Raw genomic sequence first — 21234 nt, 5'->3', positions numbered from 1 at the left:
TCGGATCGTCCCGCGTCGGCTCCTGCGCCCGCGCCGGCATGTGCGAGGATCATCCCTCGTGGAGACCCCCGGCGATCCGCCGAACGCCGTGCCTGACCGTTCCCGCTGGGGCCGCCTGCACGTGCTGGACTGGATCGCGATCGGGCTGGCCGTGCTCGGCGCGGTGTTCGTGCTCACCGGGCTGCTCCCCCGCGCCGACGCCGAGGCGACGATGCGGCGGATCATCCCCATCCTGATCTTCCTCGGCACGGTGGTGGTGCTGGCCGAGCTGACCGCCGTGGCCGGGGTGTTCGACGCGCTCGCGACCCGGGTGGCGGTGACCGCGCGGGGCAGTTTCCGGGCCCTGTTCTGGCTGTGCGTCGGCTTCGCCTCGGTGACCACGATCGCGCTCAACCTGGACACCACGGCGGTGCTGCTCACGCCGGTGATGATCGCGCTGGCCCGGGCGCTGAACGTGCCGCCGACGCCGCTGGCCATGACCACCGTGTGGCTGGCGAACACGGCGAGCCTGCTGCTGCCGGTGTCCAACCTGACGAACATCCTGGCCAGCGACCGGGTCGACCTGGACCCGGTGCCGTGGGCGGCCCGGATGTGGTGGCCGCAACTGGTCGCCGTCGCGGTGACCGCGCTGCTGCTGTGGTGGTGGTACTGGCGGCCGGCGCGCGCCGGGGCCGACCCGTTCGTCCCGCCGCCGCCGTACGTGCCGCCGGACCGGGTGCTCTACCGCACCGCGCTGGCGGCCTGCCTGCTGTTCGTCGCCGGGATCCTGGCCGGGGTGGAGATCGGCATCGCCTCCGGGGCGGCCGCCGCGATCCTGGTCGCCGGCTTCGCGGTCCGGGCCCGGCACCGGCTGCGTCCGGCGCTGGTGCCGTGGCGGCTGCTGGTGTTCGTGACCGGGCTGTTCCTCGTGGTGCAGACCATCGGCCGGCACGGCCTGGACACGGTGATGGGCACGCTCATCGGCACCGACCCGGGCGCGGAGGGGGCGCTGCGGGCGGGCGCGGTCGGCGCGCTGTTCAGCAACGCGGTGAACAACCTGCCCGCGTACCTGGCCGGCGAGGCGGTGATCGCGGCCGACCGGCACACCCAGTTGCTGGCGCTGCTGATCGGCACGAACGTGGGTCCGCTGGCCACGCCGTGGGCGTCGCTGGCGACACTGATCTGGTACGAGCGCTGCCGGGCCGCCGGGGTCGCCGTACCGCTGGGCCGGTTCGTGGCCACCAGTGCCGCGCTCGCCGTGCTCGCCACGGCCGCGACCGTGACGGCGCTTCTTGTCGGTCCCGGCGCCTAGCATCGCGGCATCGCCCATTTTCGCCGGGGCGGAAAAACCGGTACGGCCCGATCCCGGGCGGTGGCTACCGTGCCCGCATGACCGCCGCACCCACTCTGCACTTCTGCACCGACCCGGGCGAGTTCCTCGCCGCCGCCGAGGCGTACCTGGCCGCCGACCCGGTGGTCGGCACTGTGGTCGCCAGCGTCACGCGCCGGATGGCGGCCCGCCGCGCCGAGGGCGTCGCGCTGCCCGAGGACGACTGGTGGCTGGTGGTGCGCGACGCCTCCGGGGCGGTGGTGGGCGCCGCGATGCGTACCGCGCCGTTCCCGCCGCGACCGCCGTTCCTGCTGCCGATGCCGCAAGAGGCCGCGGTGGCGCTGGCCCGGGCGTGGCAGAGGCGCGGCGAGCGGGTCCGCGCGGTGAACGGCGCGCTGCCCGCCGCGCGCGCCTGCGCCGACGAGGTCGCACGCCTCGACGGCGGGCGGGTCGCTGTGGCCCAGCACACCCGGCTGCACCTGCTCGACCACCTGACGCCGCCCGCCCCGGTGCCGGGCGCGTTGCGGGCCGCCGGGCCGGACGAGGTCGACCTGGTCGCCGCGTGGTTCGGCGCGTTCACGGCCGACGCCGACGAGCAGGCGGGCCGCCCGCCCGGCACCAGCGCACACGAGACGCCCGACCGCGCCGAGTTGCTGCGCCGCATCCGGGACGGGCGGGTCTGGTTCTGGACCGACGAGTCGGGGGCTCCGGTGCACCTGACCGCCGCGAATCCGCCGTCGTTCGGCGTGGCCCGCGTCGGACCGGTCTACACGCCACCGGAGCAGCGCGGACGCGGCTGGGCCGGCAACGCGGTCGCCGAGGTGTGCCGGCTGCTCACCGCCGAGGGCGCGCGGGTGTGCCTGTTCACCGACCAGGCCAACCCGGTGTCGAACCGGCTCTACGCCCGGCTCGGATTCCGGCCGGTGGTCGACATGGCCAATCTGGTTCTGGTCGACTGACGGTCCGCGACTCCGGGTCAGCCGGCGAGGCCGAGCGCGGCCAGCCGGCGCGGGTCGGCGATCACGTCCACGGCGGCGATCCGTCCGCCGGCAACGGTGAACGCCATCACCGACAGCGGGCGGTCGCCGGCGGTCACCAGCACCCCGGCGGCGCCGTTGACGAGCACCGGCCGGGCGTGCGGGAACAGCCGGCCGAACGTGGTGGCCTGCGCCGCCACAGTCGTCGCGCCGGTGAGCACGACCGTGTGGCGGGCGCGGGCGGTCCCGGCGTCGGAGCGCAGCACCACGTCCGGGTGCAGCACCGCGATCAGCGCGTCGAGGTCACCGTCGCGGGCGGCGGCGAGGAAGGCGTCCACCACCGCCCGCTGCCGGGTCAGGTCGGGATCGGGCGTGGGCGCCTGTCCGCGTACCCGGCGGCGGGCCCGGCTGGCGAGCTGCCGGGCCGCCGCCGGTGAGCGGTCGACGAGCGGGCCGATCTCGTCGAACGGCACGCCGAACATGTCGTGCAGCACGAACGCGAGCCGCTCGGCCGGGGTCAGCGTGTCCAGCACCACCAGCAGCGCCAGCCCCACCGAGTCGGCGAGCACCGCGGCGTGCGCCGGATCGTCGGCGCCGGTGTCCACCACCGGGTCGGGCAGGCGTACGTCCAGCGGGTCCTCCCGGCGGGCGGCGCGGGACCGCAGCGTGTTGAGGCTGACCCGGGCGACCACAGTGGTGAGCCAGGCGTCGAGGTTCTCCACGGTGTCCGCGTCGGTGCGGGACAGCCGCAGCCAGGTCTCCTGCACCGCGTCCTCGGCGTCGGTGAGCGACCCGAGCAGCCGGTACGCCACCGCGCGCAGCCGTGGCCGCTCCCGCTCGAACCGCTCCGCCAGGTCCATCACCTGAGCCTCCCCTCCCGCACATCGACTCGACCCGCGCCGGGTCACCGATGTGACCACAGGTGACAGCCGTCACACCTGTCACGTCGGCAGGCCGGCGCGGGTCGAGGTGGCAGCACCGACAACGGGAGGACGACGATGAACGCACCCATTCTGGTCACCGGCGGCACCGGCACGATCGGCCGGCACGTCGTGCCGCTGCTGCGCGCCGCCGGGCACCCGGTGCGCGTGCTCAGCCGGCGCGGCGGGCGGCCCGGCGACGGTGTCACCCACGTGGCCGCCGACCTGCTCAGCGGCGCGGACCTCGGCCCCGCCCTGAGCGGGGTGTCCACTGTGCTGCACCTGGCCGGCGGCGCGAAGGGCGACGACCGCGCCACCGCCCACCTGGCCCGCGCCGCGCACCGGGCCGGTGTGGCGCACCTGGTGCACATCTCGGTGACCGGCGCCGACCGGGTGCCGCTGGCCTGGATCCGCTCCAAGCTCGACGCCGAACGCGCGGTGGTGGACTCCGGCGTCCCGTGGACGGTGCTGCGCGCCGCGCAGGTGCACGACCTGGTGTTCACCATGCTGACGGCGATGACGAGACTGCCGGTGGTGCCGGTTCCGGGTGGGCTGCGGTTGCAGCCGGTCGACGCGGCCGAGGTGGCGGCCCGGCTGGCCGAACTCACGCTCGGCGCACCGGCCGGGCTGGTGCCGGACCTGGCCGGGCCGGACACGTACGGCATCGGCGAGATGCTGACCGACTACCTGACCGCCGCCGGGAAGCGCCGGGCACGCCTGCCGGTATACATCCCCGGGCGGGCCGGCCGGGCGTACCGGGAAGGCGCGAACCTCGCCCGGCCGGGCGCCGCGAGAGGTGTGCGGACCTGGACCGATTTCCTGGCTGACCGAGTGCCGTCGCGGCCGGTCGCCTGAGCCGCCGGAGCGCCGCTCAGCGAAGGGTCAACCAGGCCGCCCCGGTGGCGGCGAGGATCACCGCGCCGAGCCCGGCCAGGCTCCAGCCGCCACGGTCGATGCGCCGGCGCACGGCCTGCCGGTCCGGGCGGAAGTCGTCGAACGGGCTCGACCGGAACCAGAAGCGGGCGTACAGCACCATCACCGCTCCGAACACCAGAGCGAAGCCTCCGGTCAGCGCCGCGCTGCCGAGCACCCACCCGTCGGTGAGCACGCCACGGATTCCCACCCGCCCGGCGACGACGGTTCGGACGACCTGCACGATCCCGTTGACCACGCCGAGCGCGACACCGACACGTCCGGCGACGAGCCAGATGCCGGCCTCGCGCCGACCGCCTGCCGCGTTCTCCGTCCGCGCCATCACAGGCCCCGTGGCTCGATGGGGAAGCGGCCGAGACGCAGGCGGCTTCGATCCTGCCTCACCTCGCTCCACCGCTCGTCGTGGCTCAGCAGCGGCAGCAGCTCGCGCAGCATGTTCACGGTGGCGACCATCAGCTTCTCGTCGCGGTAGATCTGGCTCAGCAGCGGCTTGACGACGCTTCGGCGGAAGGTCCCGGCGAACCACGCGACGACCACCGTGGCACCTGCCGCGACGCCCGCCCCGGTCCACCAGTCGGACGCCGACACGGCCGCGACCAGGCCCACGAGGACCAGTACGGCCAGGACGACCGCCCGCAGTGCCTCGTACCAGCGCAGCCGCTCCCGCGCCGCGTCCACCCGGGTCAGCAGGTGCTCCGCGCCACCGAGGAGCCGCTCGAACTCCGGGCCGGACAGGTCACCGCCCCGCTCAGGATCCCAGCCCACAGAACTCTCCCACGGTCGTCCGGAGGCTCCGCTGCACCGCGGCGAACTTCATGTCGTCGAACATCGCCTGTTTCTCACCGACTCCAGGGATGAAGCGGTAGTCCTGCCGGCGGCCGGCGACCGGCAGCACAGCCAGCCGGGGGCGATTGCGGTGGCCGAAGGCACGGATGAGAGTGACCAACTGTCGCTGAAAGTCCGATGTGGGCTCACCGTCGGCGCCCGGCAGGTAGTACTCCTCGACCTGGCCCAGTTGGTCGGTCCAGTAGAGGTCGGCCTTGGTGACCGCCAGGACGAACCAGAGGTCCTTGGCGGCCGGATTGTCGACCCAGCAGGGCAGCAGGTTCTGGCAGAACCGGGAGAAGTGCTCGAGTTCGACGTTCCGGTTCTGCGCCCAGAGCTGCTCGGACGGCGACGGGATCGCCGCCTCGACCTCGCGGGCGATCTGCTCGGCCCGGTCCCGCCGCTCCTCCTCGGTGGGCGTCGCGTCGAGGGATGCCTGCCACTGCTCCCAGAGCCGGGCCTCGACCTGCCGACGGAGTTCGTCCTCACGCCGTTGCCGCCGCTCCTCGAGGACGTTGACCTCGCGGGGATCCCACGGCTCGTCGTACCCGGCGGCGGCGACGTAGATGACGCCCGTCGGGTGGTTCGGCGGCTTGAGCATGGCGTCCCACTTGTCCACCTCGCCGGAGGAGTAGTCGCCGCCCGCGGTCTGGCCGGGGCTCACCACCAGCGTCACATGGGCCTGGCGCCGGCCGGACGCGAGCGCGAGGCGGTGCGGCACATGGTCCTCGTCCCGCCGCCGGATGTAGCCGTTGTCGCCGAGCAACGCCTGGTACAGCGCGCTTTTCCCGACCCCGCGCTGGCCCGCCACCAACACCGGGATGATGTCACTCGTGGGTCGTCGCGTGGTCTCGGCGATCGACACCCGCCCGCCACCCGAGTGGCCGGCGCCGGAGTTGTCGACAGCGGACACGACCCGCGACCAACGGTCCCGCACGTCCGTCCAGTACTCGTCCGGCTCACCCATGGCGCGGCCCGATCGGCCGGCCGGTTTCCGTCTGATGTGGACTACTCAGCGAGAACACGCGAGGAGCCTAGCCACGGCGGCGTGGCATCGAATCGTATGAACAGGCGGCAACATCCGGCACGTACGGTCAGGCGCCCGTGACGGGGTGGAACTGCTCGCACATGACCTCGTAGCCGTCCGGGTCGAGCCCGTAGAAGATCCGCGCCCATCCCACGTCCTCCGGCTCCAGCGTCACCGGCAGCCCTTCGTCGCGCCACAGCGCGTACGTGGCGTCCAGGTCGGCGGTGGGCACGGTGAGGACGACACCGAGCCCCGGCGGCCCGGCCTTGACCTCGCGTTCCCGCTCCGCGTTGTGGTGCCCGTGGCGGTGCAGGTCGGACAGGATCAGCCAGGTGTGGCCGAACGTGAGGTAACGCAGGTTCGTCTGGTCGGTCTGCGGGATCTCCTTGAAGCCGAGTCGCAGGTAGAGCCGGTGGGAGCGGTCCAGGTCGCGGACCCGGAGCCCGATCTTGAGCTGTCTGGCGGCCATCCCGCCGAGGCTAGCCGACCCGGCTCACCAGCCGACCGAGCCGAGGCCGACCGGGGTGAGGCGGCGTACCTGCGGCTCGATCCACTGTGCCGCGGTGACCAGTTTGACCAGCCGGTCGATGGTTTCCGGTGGCCCGGCCACGAAGCTGCGCCGGTCGGCGGGGCAGCCGTACCGGTCGTCGAACGTGCCGCCGTCGAGCGCGCGGACCGCCATGCCGGCCTCGACGGCGAGCAGCATCCCGGCCGGCAGGTCGACCGCCTCGGGACGGTAGCCGACGATGCCGTCGATGTCGCCGCGGGCCAGCATCACCCAGGACAGCAACGGCGCCCACAGTTGCAGCACCCGGCGCGCGCTGGTGTCCAGCACCACCTTCAGCGCGCGGGCGGTGCTGTCGTCGCGGCGTACCTCGTGCCCCTGGGTCCAGGCCAGCACCGGCGCGGACGGCACCGGGCGCTGCGCGGCCCGCAGCGGCCGCGCGGCCGGGCCGGACGCGTGCACGAACGCGCCCCGGCCGCGCACCGCCGACCAGGTACGGCCCGCGACCGGGTCGTGCACCACGCCGAGCACCGGCGAGCCGTTGTCGCATAGGGCGATCCCGACCACGTACGCGGGCAGGCCGATCGCCACGTTGTTGGTGCCGTCGAGCGGGTCGACGAGCCACGCCCACGCGGTGTCCGGGGCGTACTCGCCGCCCTCCTCGGCGATCACGCCGTGCTCCGGCCAGCGGGCCCGGATCCGGTCGACGATCAGCCGCTCGGCGGCCAGGTCGAGGTCGGTCACCAGGTCACCGGTGTCGTTCTTGGCCCGGGCGTGCACTTCCCCCCGGGTGCCCCGGCGCAGCAGGCGGCCCGCCGCCTGCGCTGCCTCCACCGCGAACCGGTGCGCGTCGCGCAGGTCGGGCCCGCCTCTGCTCGGCTCCACGTCCATGGCTCCTCCAGCCAGTCAGCCCCGTGCCACCAGTCGCGCGATCTCCCGCGCCATCCGCGCGGTCTCCGCCGCGTCGCAGCGGTCCCGGCGTACCCGGTGGCTGCGCCCGTCCACCGCGCCGAGGCTCAGGTCGCACGCGCCGGGAGTGGTCCGGCCGAGCGCCACTGTCACCGCCGGCTCACCGGCGTCGACCTCCGAGGTGTGGAAGCCGCCGGCGCGCAGCGCGTACGAGTCGCCGGCCGAGTGCGTCTCCACCGTCGCGGTCATCGCGGTGACCAGCCGGTCGGTGGCGGCCATCTCGTCCACCTCGCCGAGGCTGTGCACCTCGTAGATCCGCCAGGCCGGGTCGGCCGGCGCGTCGTCGACCTCGATCAGCTCGTTGCGGACGGTGCCGTGCAGCACGTGGCTGAGCAGGTCCCAGCTGTGCGAGTGCATGGTGGAGGTGGTCGGGCGCACCGGCGGCGGGTCGGCCGGCCAGGCGTGCACGCAGATGCCGTCCGGGCCGTCGCGTTCCACGGGCAGGCAGGTGAAGCCGAGCGGGTGCCGGACCGCGCGCACCGGCCGCCGCCCGTCGGCGACGTCGCCGAGCACGTCCAGCACCCAGCCGCGCAGCATCTCCGGCCGGGTGCCCCGGTCGATCTCCCGTTCGAGGTCGGCGTAACTGGTCATGAGTAGGGGTTCCTCGCCTGGACGGCCTTGCCGATGATGCCGGCGACCTCACGGTCGCCGAAGGACCGGGGCAGCGTCAGGCCGAGGGCGGTGAACAACCGCCGTACCTGCTCGACCGACGGCTCGTCGTCGAGCTTGACCTGGGCCGCCGCCTCGATCGGCACGCGCCGGCTCTGCCGGCGGCTGTAGTCCAGCTCGATGTTGAAACGGTTGTAGTAGACCTCGCCGCGGTCGATGCGCAGCGCGGGCGTCTGCGGGTTCTCCTGCGTGATGACGACGCAGGAGGAGGAGAGGTCGTAGCGGAACGTGGTCATCTGCGCGGAGAGCCGGACGTCGATGGTGAGCAGGCCGGAGCGTTGCAGGTGCCAGCAGGCGGCCAGCACGGTCGCGTACGACTCCTTGCGGGTGCGGTCGACGGTCCACGGCTCGCCGGGCGCGTCCGGGTCGAGGCTGCGCCGGAACCGCGCGTACCGCTCGCAGACCTCCTCGTCGGTCGGGTCGATGATCTCGATCGCGACGGTGAGCGTGGCGTTGCGCCGCCGGGCGTGTTCCAGACAGTCCGGCAGCGTGACCGCGCGCAGGTAGGTGCCGGTGCCGCCCTTGAAGCTCCACTGGTCGGTGTGCCGCCGCGCCTCGGCGAGCGCCTGCCCGACCTCGCTGCCGTGCAGCACGCGCACCATGGAGACGCTGTCGATGGCCTCGCGGGCCCGGTTCAGCGCGCCCTCCGGCCCGGTGATCTCCTGCATCTGCGGCACCAGGTCGGTCAGCCGGTCGCGGGTGTCCGAGATGACCTGGCGGACCTCCCGCTCGGTGGTGCGCCGGCGCAGCCGGTCCCGCAGCATCGCCTGCGCGAGCAGGCCCAGGACCAGCAGGATCGCGCTGTTGACGACCTCCTGGTCGACCGCGTTGGTGAGGCCGAGCACGGACACCGTGAGGGCCAGGACGAGGCCGATGAACGCGTCGAGATTGGTCACGACCCAGGCGAGCAGGCGCGTCATGACATCCCCCGGTCGACGACGGAACCTCCATGATAGCCCGCTGTCAATGTCGCCATCACGCCCTGTTCTGCGGTGGTGGCGGTGCGCCGTGCCGGCGGGCGGCGCAGATCAGCGAACCGCCGAGCCCCGGTGCGGCGCGGGCCAGCCGCCGCGAGGCCACCCACCGGCCGCCCGGCAGCCGCCAGCCGACCTCGTTGGACCGCAGCGCCACCGGCGTGAACCCGGCCCGGCGCAGCGTCCGGCGCAGCAGCGAGGCGGTGAACGGGCGGATGTGCAGCCACAGGTACGGGTGCAGCGGATCGACCTGACGTGGCGCCCGCCCGGCGAGGAACGCCAGCCGGTCCTGCACCGGCGCCAGGTTCGGCGTGGTGAGCACCAGCAGGCCGTCGGGCGCCAGCACCCGGTGGCACTCCCGCAGCAGCGCCAGCGGGTCGTACACGTGCTCGATCAGCTCGCCGGCGAGCAGCCCGGCGAAGCTGCCGGCCCGGAACGGCAGCCCGCGGGTGGCGTCCAGGCAGACCGGCAGCGCCCGCCCGCGGGCCGCGGCGCGGGCCGTGCGCAGCGCCGTCTCGGCCGTGTCGGCGAGCACCACCGGGCCGGGCAGCGCGGCCGGGTCGAGCATGCCGCGCGGTCCGCAGCCCAGTTCCAGCACCGGCCCGCGTCGGGTCACCCCCTCGGTCATCAGCCGGGCCGCGACCGCGCGGCGCACCCGGTGGTACGGGTCGTCGACGTACCCGTCGACCTCGGCGCCGTCGTGGTAGCGGCGGTGGTTGGCGTGCCTGCCGTGCGCCTGCGCGCGGTGCGACGACGTCCCGGTCGGCGGCTCGGCCATCACCCCTCCACAGCGGACGCCGGCCCCTTCGGCGGCGTCCGCACCAAGCCTCGCACCGGTTACGCCCGGCGGCGCGCACATCCGGCCCACCGGATGTGCGCGCGGCGCTACGTCAGATCGCCCGCGCCCAGTCCAGCCGGGTGCTGTCGTCGTACTCGTCGCCGGGGATCCACCACTGCTCGCCGAAGCCACTGGTGGACACGATGATGTTGCCGCCGTCCGGGTACTCGTTCTCCGGCGGGATCGACAGCGCGGCGCAGTAGCGGCCGTCCGGGGAGAACACCGGCGACAGGTAGAACCGGGGCTCGTCGGTGAGCTTCTTCAGCCCGGTGCCGTTGATCCGCACCGACGCCAGCGACTGGTTGTAGACCTCCCGGTCCAGGTGCCAGCGGTTGGTGCAGAAGACGACGCGCCCGGAGTCGGGCATGAAGACCGGCGAGATGAACATCTCGCCCGCCACCGGCGTGTAGATCGGCCGCACCGTGCCGGTCGCGAGTTCCAGCACCCGCAGTTGCCAGCCCTGCGAACGGCTGCGCCACCGTACGACGATCATCGAGCCGTCCCGGGACCAGTCCGGGTCCCTCATGGAGTGCCCCTCGACCAGCACGCGGGTGGCGCCGGTGACCACGTCCACAGCGATCAGCCGGTCGTTGCCCTGCCCGGTGACCAGCGCGATCTCGGTGCCGTCCGGCGACCACGTCGGCGCGCCGTAGCGGACACCGAACGGGTCGGCGAGCAGTGTGCGCTTCTGGCCGGTGACCCGGTCGTACACGGCCACGTACGGCTCCAGCGTGCCGTCGCCCGAGCGGGCCGTGTTGACCCAGGCCACGTACCGGCCGTCCGGCGAGGCCTTCGCGTGGTCCCCGTTCGGCAGCAGCTCCCGCGGCGTGGTGCGGCCCGGGTCGACCTGGAGCACACCCCAGCCGACGCTGACCAGCCACGACCCGTTCACCACGTCGGCGGCGGACGCGGGTGCGGCGGACGCGGCGTGGGGCCCGACGGCCAGCCCGGTCGCGGCGGCGACTCCGGTCAGCGCGGCGGTACGCAGCAGGGCACGACGATTCATTGCGGTCATTCGACAACCCCCGTGTGAGACGTGGCCCCCACACTCGCGAGTGGATCGACGCACCGGAATCGGACGAGTGGCCGCTTCACGCTCGGCTGCTCGTCCATCACCAGAGGTGAGCCCGTGGCGGCCCGGTACGCTCGCCCCGATGACCTCCGACGCGCTGCGCCGCGCCCTCACCGAACCGGGCGACCCGCCGCTGCTCCCGCTTCCCGGCGTGGCGGTCGAGCTGCTGGACGCCCTCGCCGCCCCGCCGCGCCTCGGCGCGCACCTGCGGCTGGTGCACGACGTCGCCTGGCACCTGACCGCCGCGTTCGCCGACCGGTTCGGCGCGGTGCCGTTCGACAGGCAGGCGGTGCTGTTCGGCGCCGCAGTGCACGACCTCGGCAAGGTCGAGCATCCCGGCGAGCTGACCGGCCCCGGGTCGGCGCACGAGGAGGCGGGCTACCAGCTGCTGTTGCGCTTCGGCGTACCGGAGGAGCGGGCCCGTTTCGCCGTCACCCACGCCGCCTGGCACTCCCCCGGCGTGCAGCTGGAGGACCTGCTGGTCAGCCTCGCCGACAAGGTGTGGAAGGGCCGCCGGGTCACCGACCTGGAGCAGCTCGTGGTCGACCGGCTCGCCGCCATCACCGGCCAGGAGCGCTGGCAGACGTTCCTGGACCTCGACGACGTCCTCGCCGAGCTGGCCGCCGGCGCGGACCGGCGGCTGGCGTTCCAGGCGGAACATCCGGTGTACGGCTGACGCCGGACCGACGGCGCCGATGAGTCCGGCATCGGCCGCCGGTCTGCCCTGGGTCGGTGTTCTCCGATCTCCGGGAGGAAGCATGAGCACCAAGGAAACGCGGGGCCGGGTGCGGGCGTTCGTCACCGTGTCCCTGGACGGGTACGTCACCGGTCCGGACGACCACGCGGGCCAGGGGCTGGGCGTCGGCGGCGAGCGGCTGCACCACTGGGTGATGGGCGGGCCGTGGACGTACGACACGCCGCGCGAACCCGGCACCGGCATGACCGGCGAGGACCGCGCGTACTTCGACGAGCTGCTGGCGGGCGTCGGCGCCGCGCTGTGCGGCCGGGGGATGTACGACAGCGCCGGCGCCTGGGGCGGCAGCAACCCGTTCGAGGCTCCACTGGTCGTGCTCACCCACCGCACCGCCGACCAGCCCGACCCGGACGCCGGTTTCCTCATGGTCGACGGGTTCGACGCGGCGCTGGCGGCGGCCCGGCGTACGGCCGGTGACGGCGCGGTGGTCATCGGCGGGGGCGCCGACGTGATCCGGCAGGCGCTCGCGGCCGGCGTGGTCGACGAGCTGGGCCTGTCCACCGCGCCGGTGATCCTCGGTCGCGGGAAGCGGCTCTTCGAGGGCTTCGACCGGGACGTCGACCTGGAGATCCGCGCCGTGCACCACTCGCGCCACGCGGTGCACGTCAGGTACGCCGTTGGCCGTCGCGCGAGTGATACCGATTGACTTTCGATAGGTTCCGCGCGATAGTCGATGCATGTTGACGGCGCAACGCGCGGTGACACCACTCCGCGCCTTCCTGGTCCTGCTGTTCGCGATCCTGGTGCTGTTCCAGACCATGTCGCTGCCCGGGCAGTTCGCGCACATGGCGCGCGAGAACCCGGACATGGCGTACCTGCGGTGGCCCGCCACCGCGGTGACGATCTTCTGGGTGTTGTGCGTGCAGGTGGTGATCGTCTGCACCTGGCACCTGCTCACCCTGGTCAAGAACGACCGCATCTTCACCGAGGCGTCCCTGGGCTGGGTCGACGGGATCGTCTGGGCGGTCGCCGCCGCATGGGTGGTGCTCGTCGGCGTGTTCCTCTACGTCGGCTTCAACGCCGACGACCCGGGGTTGCCGCTGCTGCTGTTCCTGCTGGTCACCGGCGTCAGCGTGCTGGGGCTGCTGATGGTGGTCCTGCGCGCGCTGCTGCGCCAGGCCACCACGCTGCGCACCGACATGGAAGCGGTGATCTGATGCCGATCGTCGTGCGCATCGACGTCGAACTGGCCAAGCGCAAGATGAGCGTCGGCGAGTTCGCCGAGCGCGTCGGGCTCACCCCGGCCAACGTCGCCGTGCTCAAGAACGGCCGCGCCAAGGCCGTCCGGTTCAGCACCCTGGAGGCCATGTGCCGGGTGCTCGACTGCCAGCCCGGCGACCTGCTCGAATGGGTCGCCGACGAGGAGGACCGATGAGATACCTGGCCGTCGTCGTCGCCCTGCTCGCCGTCGTGCTCGGCGTCACCGGCTTCGTGTACGGCGAGGCCGACGACTCCCCCGGCCTCCAGTTCCTGTCCGCACTGCTCGTCATCGGCGCGGTCGCCATCGGCGTACGCGTCGCCCGGCGTACCCGGTAGGGCCGGCGCCCCCTCGACGCCGGCCCTGCCGGTCAACCCTTCACGCAGACGACCTGCTTGAGGTGGGCGACCACCTCGACCAGGTCCTCCTGCTGGGCCATCACCTCGATGATGTCCTTGTACGCGCCGGGGATCTCGTCGACCACACCGGCGTCCTTGCGGCACTCCACCCCGGCGGTCTGCGCGGCCAGGTCCGCGGTGCTGTACGTCCGCTTCGCCTGCCCCCGCGACATCCGCCGCCCGGCGCCGTGCGACGCCGAGCAGTACGCGTCGAGGTTCCCCTTCCCGCGCACGATGTACGAGCCGGTGCCCATCGAGCCCGGGATGATGCCCAGGTCACCCCGGCCGGCCCGGATCGCGCCCTTGCGGGTCACCAGCACGTCCACCCCGTCGTAGCTCTCCTCCGCCACGTAGTTGTGGTGGCAGGAGATCGGCTCGTCGTAGCCGGCGTGCGGGAACGCCTCCCGGACCACCTGGCAGAGCAGGGCGAGCATGACCGCCCGGTTACGCCGGGCGTACTCCTGCGCCCACCACAGGTCCCGCCGGTACGCCTCCATCTCGGGCGTGCCGGCGAGGAACACCGCGAGGTCCCGGTCCGGCAGGTCGGTGTTGTGCGGCAGGCCGCGCGCCACCGCCATGTGCCGCTCGGCCAGCTCCTTGCCGATGTTGCGGGAACCGGAGTGCAGCATCAGCCAGACCCGGCCGTCGTCCGCGCCACCCTGCTCCAGGCAGACCTCGATGAAGTGGTTGCCGCCGCCGAGCGTCCCGAGCTGCCGCTGCGCCCGCGTCTGGAGCTGCGCCACCTTCCGGTCCAGCGTCCCGAACCGCCGCCAGAACTCGTCCCAGCCCGCCTGCTCCAGCCCCCGGACCCGGCGCGGATCGACAGCGTCGTCACGCATCGCGAAGCCGACCGGGATCGCCGCCTCGATCGCCGACCGCAGCGGCGCGAGGTCGTCGGGCAGGTCGGCGGCGGTCAGCGAGGTCCGCACCGCCGACATGCCGCAGCCGATGTCCACGCCGACCGCGGCCGGCGACACGGCCTGCCGCATCGCGATCACCGAGCCGACAGTGGCGCCCTTGCCGAAGTGCACGTCCGGCATCACCGCGACGCCCTGCACCCACGGCAGCGCGCCGATGTTGCGCAGCTGCCGGGCCGCCTGCGCCTCGATCGCGTACGGGTCGGTCCAGACCCGGACCGGTGCCCGGGTACCGGCCAGCGGGGTGAAACCCATCGTCGTCTCCTTGCTCATGTCCGTCTGAGATAGGTGCCCCGGACACGAAGAACCGCCCGGCTCCGGTGTCGGGGCGGGCGGTTCGCGCGGATCGTCGCGCCGGCGCTAGACGCGCCACCACCCTGGTTGCCACTGCCGTCGCCGGCCCGTGCCCGATTCGGGCAGCAGGACACCGGCGCGCGGCGCGAGCCGCTCGGCGCGGGTGCGGTTCTGCTGCGACACGGCAGTCTCCCTGGTGGATCGGATCGACGTTGCCCGCTCACGGTACGGCCGCCGCACTCGGGCGGCAACGCGATATTCCTTCGCGCGTGGGCGACCGCGGGGCGACGAACGACGCCCTCGGCTTCGCGGCTCCATGAGTGCCGGGCCGGCCCGGCGGACCGGCGGCTAGCCGGCGTGCGCCACCGGGTGGCGCCGCATCTCCTCCATGAACGGGTAGCGCGCGGTCAGCTCGGCGAGCGTGATGCCGGCCCGCCACGCGGCCGCCACCTGCGCGACCTGGAGCAGATCGGTGGCGTCGCCCCGGGCCTGGACGTCGCCGTCCACCCGCAGGTCGATCATGAAGTAGCGGGCCTGAGAGCCGAGGCTGACGCAGACCACGCCCCGGGCGGAGGTCATCTCGGCGCAGGTGAACCGGCTGCGCCCCTGCTCGGGCGCGGTCACCTCGCCCACGTCGAGCTGGTGCGCGGCGGCGGTCGCCACGAGCGCGGGGGCGAGACCGCCGGGCTCGACCAGGTCCGGGTAGAGGCGCACACCCAGTGCGGCCGACACGTCGCTCATGACTGACTCCCACTTCCTCGTGACAGAGACCAGCAGCGCGCAGGTTACGAGTGTGTTTCCGGCACGCACGGCCATCTTTTCCCGTGTGACGGTCCCGGGGCAATAGGAACGCCCTCATCGAACCCCTCCGAGGTACGCTGCCGCCTCATGGCGCTGATCCGGTGTGACTTCTTCTCCGAGGCGTTGGGCATGGGCACGTCGATGACGGTGCTGCTGCCCGATCGCGGCGCGGCCGGGATCGGCGTGCCGGGCGCCGCCGCCGACGGCGACCCGCCGGTGCTCTACCTGCTGCACGGCCTGACCGACGACGACACGGTGTGGACCCGGCGCACCTCGATCGAGCGGTACGTGGCGCCGCTCGGGCTGGCCGTGGTGATGCCGCAGGTGCAGCGGAGCTTCTACTGCGACGAGGCGCACGGCAACCGGTACTGGACGTTCCTCAGCGAGGAGCTGCCCGAGGTGTGCCGGTCGTTCTTCCGGCTGTCCACGCGGCGGGAGGACACGTTCGTCGCGGGCCTGTCGATGGGCGGCTACGGGGCGATGAAGTGGGCGCTGCGCCACCCGGAGCGGTTCGCGGCGGCGGCCAGCCTGTCCGGCGCGCTGGACGTGACGCGCCGCCGCCACCATGCGACCCGTCCGGTCGACCCGGCGGTGTGGCGCACCGTCTGGGGTGACGGCCCGGTGCCCGCCGACGACGACACGGTGGGGCTGCTGGAGCGCTCCGGCGACGACCGGCCGGCGCTCTACGTCGCCTGCGGCACCGAGGACTTCCTGTACGAGGACAGCCTGCGGTTCCTCGACGTGGCCCGGAAGCGCGACGTGCCGGTCACCGTCGACTTCGGCCCGGGTGACCACGACTGGGCGTACTGGGACGCGCGGATCTCCGACGTGCTGGCCTGGCTGCCGCTGCGCACGCGCTGACCGGTGCGCGGGCGCTGAGCGGGCTCAGACGCCCACGGTGCCGTCGACCGCCTCGCGGATCAGGTCGGCGTGCCCGTTGTGGCGGGCGTACTCGTGCAGCATGTGCAGCATGACCAGGCGCAGCGAGACGTCCTCGCCCCAGCGTGCCTGGTGGCCGGTCACGTCGAGCGACTCGGCCTCCCGCTCGATGCGCCGGGCGTGCCCGATCTCCCGCTGCCACGCCTCGAACGCCTCCGCCGCGTCGGCGTCGCGGGCGTCGTACGCCTGCTGGAAGTCGCCGCTGTCCGACCACACCAGCGGCACGTCCTCGGCGGCGATGACCCGGCGGAACCAGGTGCGCTCCACCTCCGCCATGTGGCGGACCAGGCCGAGCAGGGACAGCGTGGACGGCGGCGACGCCTGCCGGCGCAACTGCTCGTCGGTCAGCCCCTCGCACTTGAGGGCCAGCGTGGCCCGGTGGAAGTCGAGGAAGGCGCGCAACGACTCCCGTTCGCCGGCGAGCAGCGGCGGGCCGATCCGTTCGGTCTCCATGAGCGTCGAGCCTAGCCGCAATCGATCATGGTGGAACGACCGCGTCACCGCAGTGACGAACCGGCCACCGGGAAGTCGAACCAGGTGTCCGGGTACGGCTCGTCGACGTACCGGTAGTGCCACCACTCCAGCGGATAGTTCTCGAAGCCCTGCGCGGACATCAGCCGGCGCAGCAGGTCCCTGTTGTTCCGGGCGGTGTCGCTGATCCGCGCGTCGGCGGTGTGGGCGCGCGGGTCGAAGCAGTCGAACCCGGTGCCCATGTCGATCGAGTCGTCGGCGAAGCGGCGCCCGGCCGGGTCGGTGCAGGGCACGAGCGGCTGGCCGGGCGTGTACGCGGCCTGCGGCGGCCCGGAGACCGGGACCAGTGTCAGGTCGACCGTGCTGCCCCGGCTGTGCGCGGTGGGCGCGCCGATGTAGCCGTCGGCGAACAGCCGGTCCTTGGCTACGCCGGGATAGAACTCCCCCTTCATCCGCTGCTCGCCGGGGAGTTTCGCCCAGGCGACGAAGTCGTCAGCGGCGCGTTGTGGGCGGTAGCAGTCGTACACCTTGAGGCTGTGCCCGCCGGCGAGCGCGGCGGTCTGCACCCGGTGCAGCGCCTGCGCCGCCGGGCGGGTGAGCAGGCAGCGCGGTTCGGCGTACCCGTCGATCGGACGGCCGACGAAGTTGTGCGGGCCCGCGTACCGGATGTCGGTGCGGACGGTGGGGTCGACGGTGGTGAGGTCCACGATGTCCGCCGGGGCCCGGGGGCCGGCCGGGGTGGGTGAGGGCGGCGCGGTCGGCGACGGGGACGGCGCGGGCCGCTGGCAGGCGGCGAGCAGCGCGGCCGCGACGGCCAGGACCGCCGTCGCGCGCATGCCGGTGCCCATCCGCCGTGTCTACCAGCCCGAACGGGCCGGCATCGGCGGAACCGGTGGTCAGCCGCCCAGCACGGTACGCAGGAAGTCGACAGCGGCGGCGTCGTCGTCGATGCCGCCCGCCTCGTGGCCGTTGAACCGCCACACCGTCAGATCCTTGTCGCCCCGGTAGTCGTGGTAGGCGGCGTAGACGGTGGACGGCGGCGTGATCTCGTCCATCAGCGCGACGGAGAACCGGGCCGGCACTGTGGCGCGGCGGGCGAACGCGACGCCGTCGACGTAGCCGAGCGTGCGCAGCGCCTGCTCCTCGCGGTCGCGGTGCACGGCGAGGTAGTCGCGGATCTCCCGGTACGGCGTGGCGTCGGTGATCGTGATGGCGCGTGGGATGTCGCAGAGGAACGGCACGTGCGCGACAGCCGCGCGTACCCGCGGGGCCAGCGCGGCGGCGGCGAGCGCGGCGGCGCCGCCCTGACTGTGACCGAGTACGGCGAGCCGGTCCGGATCGACAGCGGGCAGCTCGCACGCGGCGTCCACGGCGCGGACCGCGTCGGTGAGGAAGCGCCGGTAGTAGTACTTGTTCGGATCCTCGATGCCCCGGGTGGCCATGCCCGGCGCCTGCGGTCCGGCGGCGGCGACGTCGGGTGTGTCGCCCCGGCTCCACCCCGAGCCCTGGCCGCGCGTGTCCATCTGGAGGTGGGCGAAGCCGGCCACGGACCAGAGCAGGTTCTCCAGCGCGTGGCCGCGGCCGCCGCCGTACCCGACGTACTGCACGATCGTGGGCAGCGGCTCCGCCGCGCCGCGCGGCACCCGCAGCCAGGCGCGGATCGGCTGTCCGGCGAAGCCGGGGAACGTCACGTCGAAGACGTCGACAGCGGTCAGCGGCGTGGGCAGCGGGGTCGCCGTCACGGGGTCGCCGCAGGAGCGCGCCTGTGCCAGAGTGTCAGCCCAGAAGGCGTCGAAGTCCGGAGGCTCGTGCAGGTCGCTGCGGTAGGTGCGGAGTTCGGCCTCGGTCAGGTCGGTGAACACGCCTCGGTTTCCTCGTCGTTCGTCGGGGGTGGACGGCGAGCCGTCGGAAGATGACGGGCGCATTTCCGGAACGTTTCCGCAACTCGTGCGAACGCTAGGGCCGGTCCGGCCTGTCGTCAAGCCCTCGGCGTACGGCAAGATGTGCGTGGGGCGGGACGGTCTACCGGTCGGTTCCGGCAGCCGGCGAAGGGAACACGGGTGAGCGCGGACGACGAGCGCAGGGTGACCATCACCGCGATCGCACGGGAGGCCGGCGTCTCGGTCCCGACCGTGTCGCGCGTGCTCAACGGGCGGTCCGACGTCGCGCCGGACACCCGGGAACGGGTCGAGGAGCTGCTGCGCCACCACGGCTACCGGCGCCGCGGCAGCCGTACCGTGCGCCGGGCGGACCTGGTCGACCTGGTCTTCAACGACCTGGACAGCCCGTGGGCGGTGGAGATCATCCGCGGCGTGGAGGACGTCAGCCACGCCGCCGGGGTGGGCACCGTCGTCTCGGCGATCCACCGCGAGTCCAGCTCCACCCGGCAGTGGCTGCACAACCTGCGCGCCCGCGCGTCCGACGGCGTGATCGTGGTGACCTCGCACCTGAGCCCGGCCGTGCAGGCCCAGTTGCGGCGCCTCAACGTGCCGGTGGTGGTGGTCGACCCGGCGGCCGGCGTGGCCGCCACCGACGTGCCGGCGATCGGCGCCACCAACTGGACCGGCGGCCTGGCCGCCACCGAGCACCTGCTCAAGCTCGGCCACCGCCGGATCGGTTTCGTGGCCGGCCCGCCGCATCTGCTGTGCAGCCGGGCCCGGCTGGACGGCTACCGGGCCGCGCTGGCCGCCGCCGGAGTCGCCGCCGACGACCGGCTGGTGCAGCCCGGCGACTTCTACCACGCCTCCGGGTTCACCGCCGGTGGCGCGCTGCTCGACCTGGACGACCCGCCGACGGCCATCTTCGCCGCCAGCGACCAGATGGCCTTCGGCGTGTACGAGGCGGTGCGCCGCCGCGGGCTGCGGGTCTGCGACGACGTGAGCGTGGTGGGCTTCGACGACCTGCCCGAGGCGCGGTGGGCCTCACCGCCGCTGACCACGGTGCGCCAGCCGCTGGTGGAGATGGGCCGGCTCGCCGCGCGTACGGTGCTGCGGCTGGCCCAGGGCGAGGAGATCGACTCGCCCCGGGTCGAGCTGGCCACCGAACTCGTGGTGCGGGACAGCACAGCGGGGCCCGCCTACCGCTGATCCGGGCCGCTCCTTTCAGTCCTGTTCCGGAATTTCCGGCTCCCGTAGAGCCGACCCGGCCGACAGGGCGACGGCGGCGGCGTTACGGCGACGCCGGGCCAGCAGCAGCGCTCCCCCGGCCGTCAGCACCGCGCCCACCGCCACAGTCACGCCCGTGCCGGGACGCGGCCCGGGTGCCGCCCCGCCGCCCCGCAGACCGGCCTGCCCGGCCAGCGCCGAGGCCGCCCCGCCCGCCGGTGGCGCCGGCCGGTCCAGCTCCCCCGGCTCGACCAGCCGTCCCACCGCGGCGTCGCGGGGCTGCGCGAACCCCCAGTCCAGCAGCGCCGCGCCCTGCTGCCAGCCCCGCTGCGTGGTCACCTCGGCGCCGAGCAGCGTGACCACGAGACGCCGCCCGCCGCGCTCGGCCGCGCCGACGTACGTGTGCCGGGCCAGGTCGGTGAAGCCGGTCTTGCCGCCGAGCGCGCCCGGATAGTGGTCCAGCAGCATGTTGTCGTTGGAGATCGCGAACCCCTTCGCCCGCTGCGCCGGCTGGGCCGGGATCTGCGCGATCCGGGTGGCGGCGTACCTGCGGAACGCCGGGTCGGCGAAGCACGCCCGCGCGATCAGCGCCAGGTCGTACGCGCTGGTGAACTGCCCCGGTCCGTCCAGCCCGGACGGGGTGACCGCGTGCGTCTGCCGGGCGCCCAGGCGGTGCGCCTCCTCGTTCATCGCCCGCACCCCGCCGGCCAGCCCGTCCGGGCCGCCGCCGAGGCGGGCGAGCGCGTTGGCCGCCTCGTTGCCGGAACGCAGCAGCAGGCCGAGCCAGATCGTCTCGATCCGGTAGCGCCCGCCCTCCACCAGCCCGACCGCCGAGCTGCCCGGTTCGACAGCCAGGTCCCCGGCGGTCACCGTCGCCTCCCGGTGCGGGTCCAGCCGAGGCAGCATGGTGGCGGCGAGCAGCAGCTTCTGCACGCTCGCCGGTACGCCGTACTCGTGCGGGCCGCAGCCGCCGAGCACCGCGCCGCTGTCCAGGTCGGCGACCACCCAGGAGGTGGCTGTCACCGCAGGCGGCGCGCTCGACGCGGGCGGGACGACCAGGCCGGCGGTGTCGAGCGCGGCGCCGCCGACGGCCCGCGCGGCCGGGTCGGGCGCCGGTGGCGGCTGCGGCGGCCGGGTCGACGGGGCCGGCACGTTCGGGCAGGGCGGCGCGGCGGGCAGCCGGCGTACGGGCGAGCGGACGGCGGCCACGGCCGGTGTCGCCGGCACCGGCAGCAGCAGGGCGGCGGCCAGCGCCACGAAGGGTCCCCAGGTCCTCATGACCCGGACGCTAGCCACGCCGACCCGAACGGGTCACCGGCTCCGGGATTCGCGTTCCGGCG

Annotated in this window: 26 protein-coding genes; 10 read left to right on the top strand and 16 right to left on the bottom strand. The window is 73.8% G+C overall.

Translation table 11 applies throughout. The annotated features are described in order from the left end of the window. Window positions 1-58: 58 nt before the first annotated feature. Together BFV98_RS03385 and BFV98_RS03380 are read left to right on the top strand one after the other, a co-directional pair. Window positions 59-1291, top strand: a complete 1233-nt coding sequence (locus tag BFV98_RS03385) for an SLC13 family permease (RefSeq protein ID WP_071094865.1) — start codon at window positions 59-61, stop codon at window positions 1289-1291. 77 nt (window positions 1292-1368) lie between these two features. Then, entirely contained in the window at window positions 1369-2268 is a 900-nt protein-coding gene (locus BFV98_RS03380) for a GNAT family N-acetyltransferase (RefSeq protein WP_071094863.1), read from the top strand. A gap of 17 nt (window positions 2269-2285) precedes the next feature. On the opposite strand, the gene sigJ is transcribed toward BFV98_RS03380, so the two are convergent. Further along, complete coding sequence (gene sigJ / locus BFV98_RS03375) at window positions 2286-3146, bottom strand: RNA polymerase sigma factor SigJ (protein WP_071094858.1); 861 nt, start codon at window positions 3144-3146, stop codon at window positions 2286-2288. A gap of 138 nt (window positions 3147-3284) precedes the next feature. Between sigJ and BFV98_RS03370 the strand changes: the two genes are divergently transcribed. Continuing rightward, the gene (locus BFV98_RS03370; RefSeq protein ID WP_071094856.1) at window positions 3285-4061 is read left to right on the top strand and encodes an SDR family oxidoreductase; all 777 of its coding nucleotides are present in this window, start codon (window positions 3285-3287) and stop codon (window positions 4059-4061) included. Window positions 4062-4077: 16 nt separating this feature from the next. Here BFV98_RS03370 and BFV98_RS03365 read toward each other — a convergent pair whose 3' ends face one another. The 9 genes from BFV98_RS03365 to BFV98_RS03325 form a co-directional block, all read right to left on the bottom strand. Continuing rightward, the gene (locus BFV98_RS03365) at window positions 4078-4461 is read right to left on the bottom strand and encodes a hypothetical protein (RefSeq protein WP_013286524.1); all 384 of its coding nucleotides are present in this window, start codon (window positions 4459-4461) and stop codon (window positions 4078-4080) included. After that, complete coding sequence (locus BFV98_RS03360; RefSeq protein WP_013286525.1) at window positions 4461-4904, bottom strand: hypothetical protein; 444 nt, start codon at window positions 4902-4904, stop codon at window positions 4461-4463. Before BFV98_RS03360 ends, BFV98_RS03365 begins: the two co-directional genes overlap by 1 nt. Next, on the bottom strand, window positions 4888-5931 hold the full coding sequence (locus tag BFV98_RS31800; RefSeq protein WP_030272498.1) for a hypothetical protein: 1044 nt from the start codon (window positions 5929-5931) through the stop codon (window positions 4888-4890). Before BFV98_RS31800 ends, BFV98_RS03360 begins: the two co-directional genes overlap by 17 nt. Before the next feature lie 127 nt (window positions 5932-6058). Then, window positions 6059-6460, bottom strand: a complete 402-nt coding sequence (locus tag BFV98_RS03350) for a VOC family protein (protein ID WP_013286527.1) — start codon at window positions 6458-6460, stop codon at window positions 6059-6061. Window positions 6461-6484: 24 nt separating this feature from the next. Then, on the bottom strand, window positions 6485-7387 hold the full coding sequence (locus tag BFV98_RS03345) for an inositol monophosphatase family protein (protein WP_013286528.1): 903 nt from the start codon (window positions 7385-7387) through the stop codon (window positions 6485-6487). 15 nt (window positions 7388-7402) lie between these two features. Next, window positions 7403-8056, bottom strand: a complete 654-nt coding sequence (locus tag BFV98_RS03340; RefSeq protein ID WP_071094854.1) for a hypothetical protein — start codon at window positions 8054-8056, stop codon at window positions 7403-7405. Continuing rightward, window positions 8053-9054, bottom strand: a complete 1002-nt coding sequence (locus tag BFV98_RS03335) for a hypothetical protein (RefSeq protein WP_013286530.1) — start codon at window positions 9052-9054, stop codon at window positions 8053-8055. Before BFV98_RS03335 ends, BFV98_RS03340 begins: the two co-directional genes overlap by 4 nt. A 55-nt stretch (window positions 9055-9109) precedes the next feature. After that, a complete protein-coding gene (locus BFV98_RS03330; protein ID WP_071094852.1) occupies window positions 9110-9886 on the bottom strand; it encodes a class I SAM-dependent methyltransferase in 777 nt (258 codons plus the stop codon). A 112-nt stretch (window positions 9887-9998) separates the two neighbouring features. Beyond that, complete coding sequence (locus BFV98_RS03325) at window positions 9999-10952, bottom strand: LpqB family beta-propeller domain-containing protein (RefSeq protein WP_255367984.1); 954 nt, start codon at window positions 10950-10952, stop codon at window positions 9999-10001. A gap of 148 nt (window positions 10953-11100) precedes the next feature. Between BFV98_RS03325 and BFV98_RS03320 the strand changes: the two genes are divergently transcribed. The 5 genes from BFV98_RS03320 (at window position 11101) to BFV98_RS32180 (ending at window position 13308) form a co-directional block, all read left to right on the top strand. Further along, window positions 11101-11694: an HD domain-containing protein gene (locus tag BFV98_RS03320; RefSeq protein ID WP_013286533.1), complete on the top strand. Its 594-nt coding sequence runs from the start codon at window positions 11101-11103 to the stop codon at window positions 11692-11694. Window positions 11695-11776: 82 nt separating this feature from the next. Then, on the top strand, window positions 11777-12418 hold the full coding sequence (locus BFV98_RS03315) for a dihydrofolate reductase family protein (protein WP_071094850.1): 642 nt from the start codon (window positions 11777-11779) through the stop codon (window positions 12416-12418). A gap of 31 nt (window positions 12419-12449) precedes the next feature. Further along, the gene (locus tag BFV98_RS03310) at window positions 12450-12929 is read left to right on the top strand and encodes a DUF2975 domain-containing protein (protein WP_013476640.1); all 480 of its coding nucleotides are present in this window, start codon (window positions 12450-12452) and stop codon (window positions 12927-12929) included. Then, window positions 12929-13147: a helix-turn-helix transcriptional regulator gene (locus BFV98_RS03305; protein WP_013286536.1), complete on the top strand. Its 219-nt coding sequence runs from the start codon at window positions 12929-12931 to the stop codon at window positions 13145-13147. The genes BFV98_RS03310 and BFV98_RS03305 overlap by 1 nt, the downstream gene beginning before the upstream one ends. After that, window positions 13144-13308, top strand: coding sequence for a hypothetical protein (locus tag BFV98_RS32180; protein WP_013286537.1), 165 nt, complete (start codon window positions 13144-13146; stop codon window positions 13306-13308). The genes BFV98_RS03305 and BFV98_RS32180 overlap by 4 nt, the downstream gene beginning before the upstream one ends. A 32-nt stretch (window positions 13309-13340) precedes the next feature. On the opposite strand, the gene BFV98_RS03300 is transcribed toward BFV98_RS32180, so the two are convergent. Both BFV98_RS03300 and BFV98_RS03295 read right to left on the bottom strand, forming a co-directional pair. After that, window positions 13341-14540 carry an RtcB family protein gene (locus BFV98_RS03300; protein WP_071094849.1) on the bottom strand — a complete coding sequence of 400 codons (1200 nt, stop codon included), beginning with the start codon at window positions 14538-14540 and terminating at the stop codon, window positions 13341-13343. Window positions 14541-14927: 387 nt separating this feature from the next. Continuing rightward, the gene (locus tag BFV98_RS03295; protein WP_013286540.1) at window positions 14928-15320 is read right to left on the bottom strand and encodes a hypothetical protein; all 393 of its coding nucleotides are present in this window, start codon (window positions 15318-15320) and stop codon (window positions 14928-14930) included. 147 nt (window positions 15321-15467) lie between these two features. Here BFV98_RS03295 and BFV98_RS03290 point away from each other — a divergent pair, with 147 nt between their 5' ends. Further along, a complete protein-coding gene (locus BFV98_RS03290; RefSeq protein ID WP_071094848.1) occupies window positions 15468-16241 on the top strand; it encodes an alpha/beta hydrolase family protein in 774 nt (257 codons plus the stop codon). Window positions 16242-16265: 24 nt separating this feature from the next. Here the strand turns inward: BFV98_RS03290 and BFV98_RS03285 are convergent, their stop codons facing one another. Genes BFV98_RS03285 through BFV98_RS03275 form a run of 3 tightly spaced genes read right to left on the bottom strand, consistent with a single transcriptional unit; the run spans window position 16266 to window position 18652 of the window. Next, window positions 16266-16772, bottom strand: coding sequence for a DinB family protein (locus BFV98_RS03285; RefSeq protein WP_071094847.1), 507 nt, complete (start codon window positions 16770-16772; stop codon window positions 16266-16268). 44 nt (window positions 16773-16816) lie between these two features. Further along, window positions 16817-17626 (bottom strand): M15 family metallopeptidase, encoded by an 810-nt coding sequence (locus BFV98_RS03280; protein WP_083395354.1) that lies wholly within the window; start codon window positions 17624-17626, stop codon window positions 16817-16819. 60 nt (window positions 17627-17686) lie between these two features. After that, on the bottom strand, window positions 17687-18652 hold the full coding sequence (locus BFV98_RS03275) for an acetylxylan esterase (RefSeq protein ID WP_071094845.1): 966 nt from the start codon (window positions 18650-18652) through the stop codon (window positions 17687-17689). A 198-nt stretch (window positions 18653-18850) separates the two neighbouring features. Here BFV98_RS03275 and BFV98_RS03270 point away from each other — a divergent pair, with 198 nt between their 5' ends. Next, on the top strand, window positions 18851-19876 hold the full coding sequence (locus BFV98_RS03270; protein WP_013286545.1) for a LacI family DNA-binding transcriptional regulator: 1026 nt from the start codon (window positions 18851-18853) through the stop codon (window positions 19874-19876). Window positions 19877-19891: 15 nt separating this feature from the next. Here the strand turns inward: BFV98_RS03270 and BFV98_RS03265 are convergent, their stop codons facing one another. Then, the gene (locus tag BFV98_RS03265; protein ID WP_071094843.1) at window positions 19892-21172 is read right to left on the bottom strand and encodes a D-alanyl-D-alanine carboxypeptidase family protein; all 1281 of its coding nucleotides are present in this window, start codon (window positions 21170-21172) and stop codon (window positions 19892-19894) included. Window positions 21173-21234: the final 62 nt, after the last annotated feature.

It is taken from the genome of Micromonospora sp. WMMB235 (genome assembly GCF_001855515.1).
Classification (GTDB): Bacteria; Actinomycetota; Actinomycetes; order Mycobacteriales; family Micromonosporaceae; genus Micromonospora; species Micromonospora aurantiaca.
This window is presented reverse-complemented; position numbering and strand designations above follow the sequence as displayed.

Excerpts from the sequence above, each read along its gene's own strand:
- BFV98_RS03380 (WP_071094863.1), top strand. The coding sequence starts at position 1,369 with ATGACCGCCGCACCCACTCTGCACTTCTGCACCGACCCGGGCGAGTTC.
- sigJ (WP_071094858.1), bottom strand. The coding sequence starts at position 3,146 with ATGGACCTGGCGGAGCGGTTCGAGCGGGAGCGGCCACGGCTGCGCGCG.
- BFV98_RS03370 (WP_071094856.1), top strand. The coding sequence starts at position 3,285 with ATGAACGCACCCATTCTGGTCACCGGCGGCACCGGCACGATCGGCCGG.
- BFV98_RS03365 (WP_013286524.1), bottom strand. The coding sequence starts at position 4,461 with ATGGCGCGGACGGAGAACGCGGCAGGCGGTCGGCGCGAGGCCGGCATC.
- BFV98_RS31800 (WP_030272498.1), bottom strand. The coding sequence starts at position 5,931 with ATGGGTGAGCCGGACGAGTACTGGACGGACGTGCGGGACCGTTGGTCG.
- BFV98_RS03350 (WP_013286527.1), bottom strand. The coding sequence starts at position 6,460 with ATGGCCGCCAGACAGCTCAAGATCGGGCTCCGGGTCCGCGACCTGGAC.
- BFV98_RS03345 (WP_013286528.1), bottom strand. The coding sequence starts at position 7,387 with ATGGACGTGGAGCCGAGCAGAGGCGGGCCCGACCTGCGCGACGCGCAC.
- BFV98_RS03340 (WP_071094854.1), bottom strand. The coding sequence starts at position 8,056 with ATGACCAGTTACGCCGACCTCGAACGGGAGATCGACCGGGGCACCCGG.
- BFV98_RS03335 (WP_013286530.1), bottom strand. The coding sequence starts at position 9,054 with ATGACGCGCCTGCTCGCCTGGGTCGTGACCAATCTCGACGCGTTCATC.
- BFV98_RS03330 (WP_071094852.1), bottom strand. The coding sequence starts at position 9,886 with ATGGCCGAGCCGCCGACCGGGACGTCGTCGCACCGCGCGCAGGCGCAC.
- BFV98_RS03325 (WP_255367984.1), bottom strand. The coding sequence starts at position 10,952 with ATGAATCGTCGTGCCCTGCTGCGTACCGCCGCGCTGACCGGAGTCGCC.
- BFV98_RS03320 (WP_013286533.1), top strand. The coding sequence starts at position 11,101 with ATGACCTCCGACGCGCTGCGCCGCGCCCTCACCGAACCGGGCGACCCG.
- BFV98_RS03315 (WP_071094850.1), top strand. The coding sequence starts at position 11,777 with ATGAGCACCAAGGAAACGCGGGGCCGGGTGCGGGCGTTCGTCACCGTG.
- BFV98_RS03310 (WP_013476640.1), top strand. The coding sequence starts at position 12,450 with ATGTTGACGGCGCAACGCGCGGTGACACCACTCCGCGCCTTCCTGGTC.
- BFV98_RS03305 (WP_013286536.1), top strand. The coding sequence starts at position 12,929 with ATGCCGATCGTCGTGCGCATCGACGTCGAACTGGCCAAGCGCAAGATG.
- BFV98_RS32180 (WP_013286537.1), top strand. The coding sequence starts at position 13,144 with ATGAGATACCTGGCCGTCGTCGTCGCCCTGCTCGCCGTCGTGCTCGGC.
- BFV98_RS03300 (WP_071094849.1), bottom strand. The coding sequence starts at position 14,540 with ATGGGTTTCACCCCGCTGGCCGGTACCCGGGCACCGGTCCGGGTCTGG.
- BFV98_RS03295 (WP_013286540.1), bottom strand. The coding sequence starts at position 15,320 with ATGAGCGACGTGTCGGCCGCACTGGGTGTGCGCCTCTACCCGGACCTG.
- BFV98_RS03290 (WP_071094848.1), top strand. The coding sequence starts at position 15,468 with ATGGCGCTGATCCGGTGTGACTTCTTCTCCGAGGCGTTGGGCATGGGC.
- BFV98_RS03285 (WP_071094847.1), bottom strand. The coding sequence starts at position 16,772 with ATGGAGACCGAACGGATCGGCCCGCCGCTGCTCGCCGGCGAACGGGAG.
- BFV98_RS03280 (WP_083395354.1), bottom strand. The coding sequence starts at position 17,626 with ATGCGCGCGACGGCGGTCCTGGCCGTCGCGGCCGCGCTGCTCGCCGCC.
- BFV98_RS03265 (WP_071094843.1), bottom strand. The coding sequence starts at position 21,172 with ATGAGGACCTGGGGACCCTTCGTGGCGCTGGCCGCCGCCCTGCTGCTG.